Source organism: Salegentibacter salinarum, from assembly GCF_900168115.1.
Lineage (GTDB): Bacteria > Bacteroidota > Bacteroidia > Flavobacteriales > Flavobacteriaceae > Salegentibacter > Salegentibacter salinarum.
In genome coordinates this window covers 148,986-155,612 of sequence record NZ_FUZC01000011.1, presented here as the reverse complement: position 1 = coordinate 155,612, position 6,627 = coordinate 148,986, and the positions used below count along the sequence as shown (strand labels likewise).

The 6,627-nt window shown below is 40.2% G+C and carries 3 protein-coding genes and 1 tRNA gene; all 4 read right to left on the bottom strand.

Annotated elements, in window-relative coordinates:
* Nucleotides 1-365: 365 nt before the first annotated feature.
* The 4 genes from B5X53_RS13900 to dnaE all read right to left on the bottom strand — a co-directional run bounded on the left by B5X53_RS13900 (nucleotide 366) and on the right by dnaE (nucleotide 6,536).
* A tRNA-Asp gene (locus B5X53_RS13900) sits at nucleotides 366-439 on the bottom strand.
* 87 nt (nucleotides 440-526) lie between these two features.
* On the bottom strand, nucleotides 527-1,459 hold the full coding sequence (locus tag B5X53_RS13895; RefSeq protein ID WP_079713815.1) for a DUF58 domain-containing protein: 933 nt from the start codon (nucleotides 1,457-1,459) through the stop codon (nucleotides 527-529).
* A gap of 102 nt (nucleotides 1,460-1,561) precedes the next feature.
* The gene (gene trxA / locus B5X53_RS13890; protein WP_075325050.1) at nucleotides 1,562-1,879 is read right to left on the bottom strand and encodes a thioredoxin; all 318 of its coding nucleotides are present in this window, start codon (nucleotides 1,877-1,879) and stop codon (nucleotides 1,562-1,564) included.
* 265 nt (nucleotides 1,880-2,144) lie between these two features.
* Nucleotides 2,145-6,536 carry a DNA polymerase III subunit alpha gene (dnaE, locus tag B5X53_RS13885; protein WP_079713814.1) on the bottom strand — a complete coding sequence of 1,464 codons (4,392 nt, stop codon included), beginning with the start codon at nucleotides 6,534-6,536 and terminating at the stop codon, nucleotides 2,145-2,147.
* Nucleotides 6,537-6,627 lie beyond the last annotated feature (91 nt).

Sequence of the window (6,627 nt, the reverse complement as noted above, 5' to 3'; positions counted from 1 at the left end):
TCTTGTTTCAACCATAGGCTCATACACTGTTTCACCTATGTCTGTGAGATCTCCCGCGGTAAGACATATCACTTTCATTCCATATATCCGCATCATCTACACCCTGATCTCCGTATAGCTTTAGGACTTCGCTTTGTATGGCAAGCTCATCCAGATCAGCTATGCCTTATATGATGTTCGTGTTCCTCGGACCGGAACTTTGCCGCAGGCTTCCTTCAGATTCCACCTCACGATGGACACCCTTGCCTTTGGCTAATGATAGGTAGCTATAAACCCCCATAACGGACTTGCACCGTCAAGTGATATGCCATGCACGGCACACCATAAAAAAAGCCTCTCATTTCTGAAAGGCTTTTGCAACTTTGCGGTCTGGACGAGACTCGAACTCGCGACCCCCTGCGTGACAGGCAGGTATTCTAACCAACTGAACTACCAGACCGTTGCTTTATTGCGAGTGCAAATATACATCTGTTTTATTATTACACAAACCTTTTTTTAAAGTTTTTTCAGCATTATTTGTAAGCCATCAGGCAAACTTTTGTCTTTCAATAAAATAGGTTGTCAAAATTTTTTCGAAGTTCTTATTAATATCAGCTTCCACGTAGTTAATCTTATATTTCGCGCATTCTAATCTCAAGTCTTTAACATACTTTTGCACCGCTTCCTGGTAATTTTCCTTGATATTTTCCGAATATAGATCTATTTCTGCACCGGTTTCTACATCGGTAAATCGTTTGGGGATGTTTTCAAAATCAAAATCGAATTCGCGCTTTTTATCCATCACGTGAAATAATACCACTTCATGCCGGTTAAATTTTAAATGCCGCAAAGCTTCAAATAGGGCTGCCTCTTCTGTATCTGCCTGGAACATATCGGTAAATAAGAAAACCAGCGAACGTCTTTTTAGTTTTTCAGCAATTTGATGTAAAAAAATATAGGTTTTAGTCTCTTTATGATCGGTTTTCCTCTCCAGGCTTTTATTAAGCGCATCCAGTAACATATGCTGATGTCTATCACTACCTTTTTCAGGTGCGTAAAACTCAAATTCATCACTATAGATGCTAAGACCCACTGCGTCTCGCTGGCGCTTTAAAACCTGCATAATACTGGCGATAGATAATACCGAAAATCCTACTTTATTAAGTGAATCTGCCGAAAATTTCTTCACTTCGGGATAATGCATAGAAGCCGAATTATCCAGGATAAAATGGCAACGTAAATTGGTTTCTTCTTCGTAGCGTTTTGTGTAGAGTTTATCGGTTTTGGCAAAAAGCTTCCAGTCAATATGCTTGGTGCTTTCGCCGTTATTATAAATCTTATGCTCGGCAAATTCAGCAGAAAACCCGTGAAACGGACTCTTGTGAATTCCAGAAATATAACCTTCTACCACCTGCTTTGCCAAAAGTTCCAGTTGACTAAAACCAGCAGCTGAATTATATATTTCTTCCTTTAAATTCATACTTCACTAAGATAAATAAAAGCCTGTGTTTTATAACTAAAAAAGAGTCAATAAAAAACCCGGCACAAAACCGGGTTTTTAGATTATATAAAGCGCTAAAACTTATAGCAATTCGTCTAAAGCCTCAGCGTAAGTATTTTTCGGCGCTACGCCTACCTGGCGGCCTACTACTTCTCCATTTTGAAAAATAAGCACGGTTGGGATATTTCTCACTCCGTACTTCGCAGCAAACTCCTGGTTAGCATCAACATCTAGTTTTCCTACAACGGCTTTCCCGTCATATTCAGTACTAATTTCTTCAATAATTGGACCTACCATTCTACAAGGTCCGCACCATGCAGCCCAAAAGTCTACCATTACAGGTTTGTCACTTTTTAGTACCTGTTCTTCAAAATTCGCATCAGTTATTTCAATAGCCATAATTATCTATTTTTAATTTCTGTTATTATCATTAAAGTGTAAAATTAGTCAAATATTTTTGCTTTCCTTACACAAGCGATATTGTATTTGGTTATACGCTTATTCAACTCGTTTATTTGGCGGTTTCCCGGACTCGTAATGCGGGGTCGGGCTTTCAGCGCTACACGGTAGCTTGCTTCAATCCACGACCGGAAAAAGCAGTAGGCGTAGGCAGTTTTCAGTTCTCAATTTCCGCGTACCGCCACTGAAAAACTGCCAACTCAAATCAATTTAACTTATACATTACCTGTTCATCTTCCAGGGTTTGTAATAATTCCTGTGAGATCTTTACTTTTTGCTTTTTACTCGGCATATGTAACTTGACCTGCTCCTTCATTTCATAAACCACAAAATTCAATTTATGATCTCCACGGTGCGTTCTAAAAACATCTTTAAACCAGGTGATTTTCTCTTCCTGAAGATCGGCTATATCCAGTTGTATGGTGAGTTTTTTCGCAAAATGATCCATCACATCGTGCAATAAATAAATATTATTAAACTGAATTCTCGGCTCTCCCTTTTTACCGGTTTCCTTATTCGTCCAGCCTTCCTTTACAAAAATCTTGATATGCACAAAAGAATTAGGAACCAGGAAATGCCTGAATTTCAAATATTCTTCGCCAAACATTCTAAACTCGTACGTATCGGTATAATCTTCTACGCTAAACATTGCCCAACCTTTCCCCATTTTCGAAACCCTGTGCTGTACATCGCTTATCACTCCTCCAAAAGTAAGGTCTCGGTTAACGCATTTCTCCAGGTCGTTAAATTCAGCCAGTTTAGAATTACAAAAATAATCCATTTCATACCTAAAATCATCCAACGGGTGGCCCGAGATATAAATCCCTACAACTTCGCGTTCGCGTCTAAGCTTTTCCATAGTTCCCCATTCTTCACAAGGTGGCACTACAGGCTCCGGAATTTGCACTTCACTGGCTTCCCCGAAAAGACTTACCTGGGAAGAATTCTCATTTTCCTGAAACTTCGCGGCATATTTAATCACTTTTTCCAAAAAGGTAATTCCGTCGCCATCATCATGAAAATATTGCGCGCGGTGTGTATCTCCAAATCCGTCAAAACCGCCTGCAAGAGCCAGGTTTTCAAAAGCTTTTTTATTAGCCGACCGTAAATCAATACGCTTCGCCATATCAAAAATAGATTTATAAGGCCCGGCTTCGGTTTTTCTGTTTTCAACAATAGTTGCAACCGCACCAGAGCCTACTCCTTTAATAGCACCCATTCCAAAACGAACGGCATAATCTTTATTTACCGAAAATTTATAAAAAGATTCATTTACATCAGGGCCAAGTACATCAAGTTTCATTCGTTTACATTCTTCCATAAAGAAAGTAACCTGCTTAATGTCGTTCATATTATTTGAAAGTACAGCCGCCATATATTCCGCAGGATAATGCGCTTTTAAATACGCGGTCTGGTAAGCGATCCAGGCGTAGCAAGTGGAGTGTGATTTGTTGAAGGCGTAAGCTGCAAAAGCTTCCCAGTCTTTCCAAATTTTCTCCAAAACATCCCGCGGATGGCCTTTTGCTTCCCCTCCATCCAAAAATTTTGGTTTCAATTGTTCCAGTAAAGCGAAGATTTTCTTACCCATCGCTTTACGCAAAACATCGGCTTCACCTTTACTAAATCCGGCCAGCTTTTGCGAGAGCAACATCACCTGCTCCTGGTAAACAGTAATCCCGTAGGTTTCCTGGAGATATTCCTCCATTTCAGGTAAATCGTACGCTATTTCCTCGCTTCCGTGTTTACGTGCAATAAAACTAGGAATATATTCCATCGGTCCCGGACGGTATAAAGCATTCATCGCAATAAGGTCATCAAAAACCGTAGGTTTCAGGTCTTTCATATGCTTCTGCATTCCCGGTGATTCATACTGAAAGATTCCTACTGTTTCCCCACGTTGGAAAAGTTTATAGGTTTCTTCATCATCCAACGGAAATTCATCGGGCACCAAATCTATATTGTGCCTGCCTTTTACAATTTGAACGGTATCTTTAATAAGGGTTAAGGTTTTTAACCCCAAGAAGTCCATTTTCAGCAGTCCGGCGCTTTCTACAACCGAGTTATCAAACTGTGTAACATACAGATCTGAATCCTTGGCTACCGAAACTGGAACATAATTGGTAATATCTCCCGGAGTAATAATCACCCCACAAGCGTGAATTCCGGTATTCCTTACTGAACCTTCCAAAACCCGCGCTTGATTTACCGTTTGCGCTTCCAGATCGTCCCCTTCAGCAATATTTAAAAGCTCATTTACTTTCTCCAGATCTTCACTTCTAAATTTCTTTTTCAGCTCCTTTTCATCCATCCCGAAGATCTTCCCGAGCTTGGACATGGTAGGGATCAATTTAGAAATCCTATCGGCATCCCCTAACGGAAGGTCCAGCACTCTGGCAGTATCGCGAATAGAAGATTTGGCTGCCATGGTTCCGTAGGTAATAATTTGCGCTACCTGGTTGGCACCGTATTTTTGAATCACGTAATCCATAACCCGGCTTCGACCTTCATCATCAAAATCGATATCAATATCGGGCATACTTACACGATCGGGATTCAGGAAACGCTCAAAAAGCAGATCGTACTTAATAGGGTCTATATTGGTAATCGCCAAACAGTAGGCTACGGCACTTCCCGCCGCAGAACCCCTACCAGGACCTACCGAAACATCAAGGTTTCTGGCTTCACGAATAAAATCTTCTACAATAAGAAAATACCCTGGATAACCGGTATTTTCAATTACCGAAAGCTCAAAATTAAGTCGGTCTTCAATCTCTGGTGTTAGTTCGCCGTAACGTTTTTTAGCACCAACAAAAGTGATGTGTTTCAGGTAAGCATTCTCCCCGCGTTTTCCGCCGTCTTGCTTATCTTCTTCAACTAAAAATTCGTCAGGAATGGTAAAAGCAGGTAAAAGTACATCACGTGCTAATTCAAATGGTTCAATTTTATCAACTACCTCCTGTACATTACTAATGGCTTCCGGCAAATCTTTAAAGAGATTTTTCATCTCTTCCCCACTCTTAAAATAATATTCCTGGTTAGGCAAACCGTAACGATAACCACGGCCGCGACCAATTGGTGTAGCTTGCTTTTCCCCATCTTTTATACACAGTAAAATATCGTGGGCATTGGCATCTTCTTTAGCGCAGTAATAGGTGTTATTGGTAGCCACCAGATTTACCTTATGTTTTTTAGCAAAATCTACTAACACCGTATTCACCCGGTCTTCGTCTTCCTGATTGTGGCGCATAATCTCTATATAAAGATCGTCACCAAATTCTTCTTTCCACCACAGTAAAGCTTCTTCAGCCTGATTCTCTCCAACATTTAAAACCTTGCTCGGCACTTCCCCATAAAGGTTTCCGGTAAGTACAATAATATCCTCCTTGTATTGCTTTACAATTTCTTTATCAATTCGTGGAACGTAATAAAACCCATCGGTATAGGCTTTTGAAGACATTTTTGCCAGGTTATGATAACCTTTTTTATTCTTAGCTAACATTACCACCTGGTAGCCATTATCTTTACGGGATTTATCGGCGTGATTTTCACAAACAAAAAATTCACAACCTACAATTCCTTTTAATTCCCTGGCCTCGGCGGGTTCATTATTGGCAAGCGCCTCTTCATTTTTCGCCCTAATCGCTTTATTGTAGTCTCCAATTTCTTTTACAAAATGAAACGCCCCCATCATATTTGCATGGTCGGTAAGTGCTACCGCAGGCATATTATTTTCTGCAGCAACATTTACCAGGTCTTTAATGCTAATAGTAGATTGTAACACCGAAAACTGCGAATGGTTGTGTAAATGAGTAAAAGGAACCTCATCCAGTTTTTCGAGATTTTCCTCTATCTCTTCGGTGGTAATTTCTGAAGTTGGTTGTTGCTTTTGAAACCTTTTTCTTATTTCTTCGGAAGCTTTTTTAAGGTTAATGTGTTTTAACCCAATAAGCTCTATAGGCTGCGGATTTGATTCTGAAAAATTCTCAAAATAATTTACAGGTACATCCAGCTGCTCCTTGGTAAAAACACGCTGTCTAACCAATTCCAGGAAACAACGTGTAGTTGCTTCCACATCGGCAGTGGCGTTGTGTGCTTCTCCAAAAGGCTCATCAAATAAAAATTCGTGCAGCTCGGTTAAGGTGGGTAATTTAAATTTTCCGCCACGACCACCAGGAATCTTACACATTTGCGCGGTAACTTCGGTACAGGTATCTAAAACCGGCAACTGCTGAAGCGTATTATCCATTCCTTTTCTATGGAATTCAGCGCCCATAATATTCAGGTCAAAACCAACATTTTGGCCTACAACAAATTTGGTTTTATTTAAAGCTTCCTGGAATCTCTCCAACATTTCATTTAAAGAAACTCCTTCTTCAGCAGCCAGTTCAGTAGAAATTCCGTGTACCTTCTCGGCGTCATAGGGAATATTAAAACCTTCGGGCTTTACCAGGTAATCCTGACTTTCGATTAAATTCCCCATCTCATCGTGTAACTGCCAGGCAATTTGTATACATCTTGGCCAGTTATCAGAGTCGGTTAAGGGAGCGTCCCAGCGTTTGGGAAGACCGGTAGTTTCGGTATCAAAAATAAGGTACATGCGCGGCGAAAATTAGGAATTTAGCTGAATATGAGATATTTATTTCAGAAGAAAAAACACCTGCTTCGAGGCTAAAATTACATATAATTTA

Excerpts from the sequence above, each read along its gene's own strand:
- dnaE (WP_079713814.1), bottom strand. The coding sequence starts at position 6,536 with ATGTACCTTATTTTTGATACCGAAACTACCGGTCTTCCCAAACGCTGG.
- B5X53_RS13895 (WP_079713815.1), bottom strand. The coding sequence starts at position 1,459 with ATGAATTTAAAGGAAGAAATATATAATTCAGCTGCTGGTTTTAGTCAA.
- trxA (WP_075325050.1), bottom strand. The coding sequence starts at position 1,879 with ATGGCTATTGAAATAACTGATGCGAATTTTGAAGAACAGGTACTAAAA.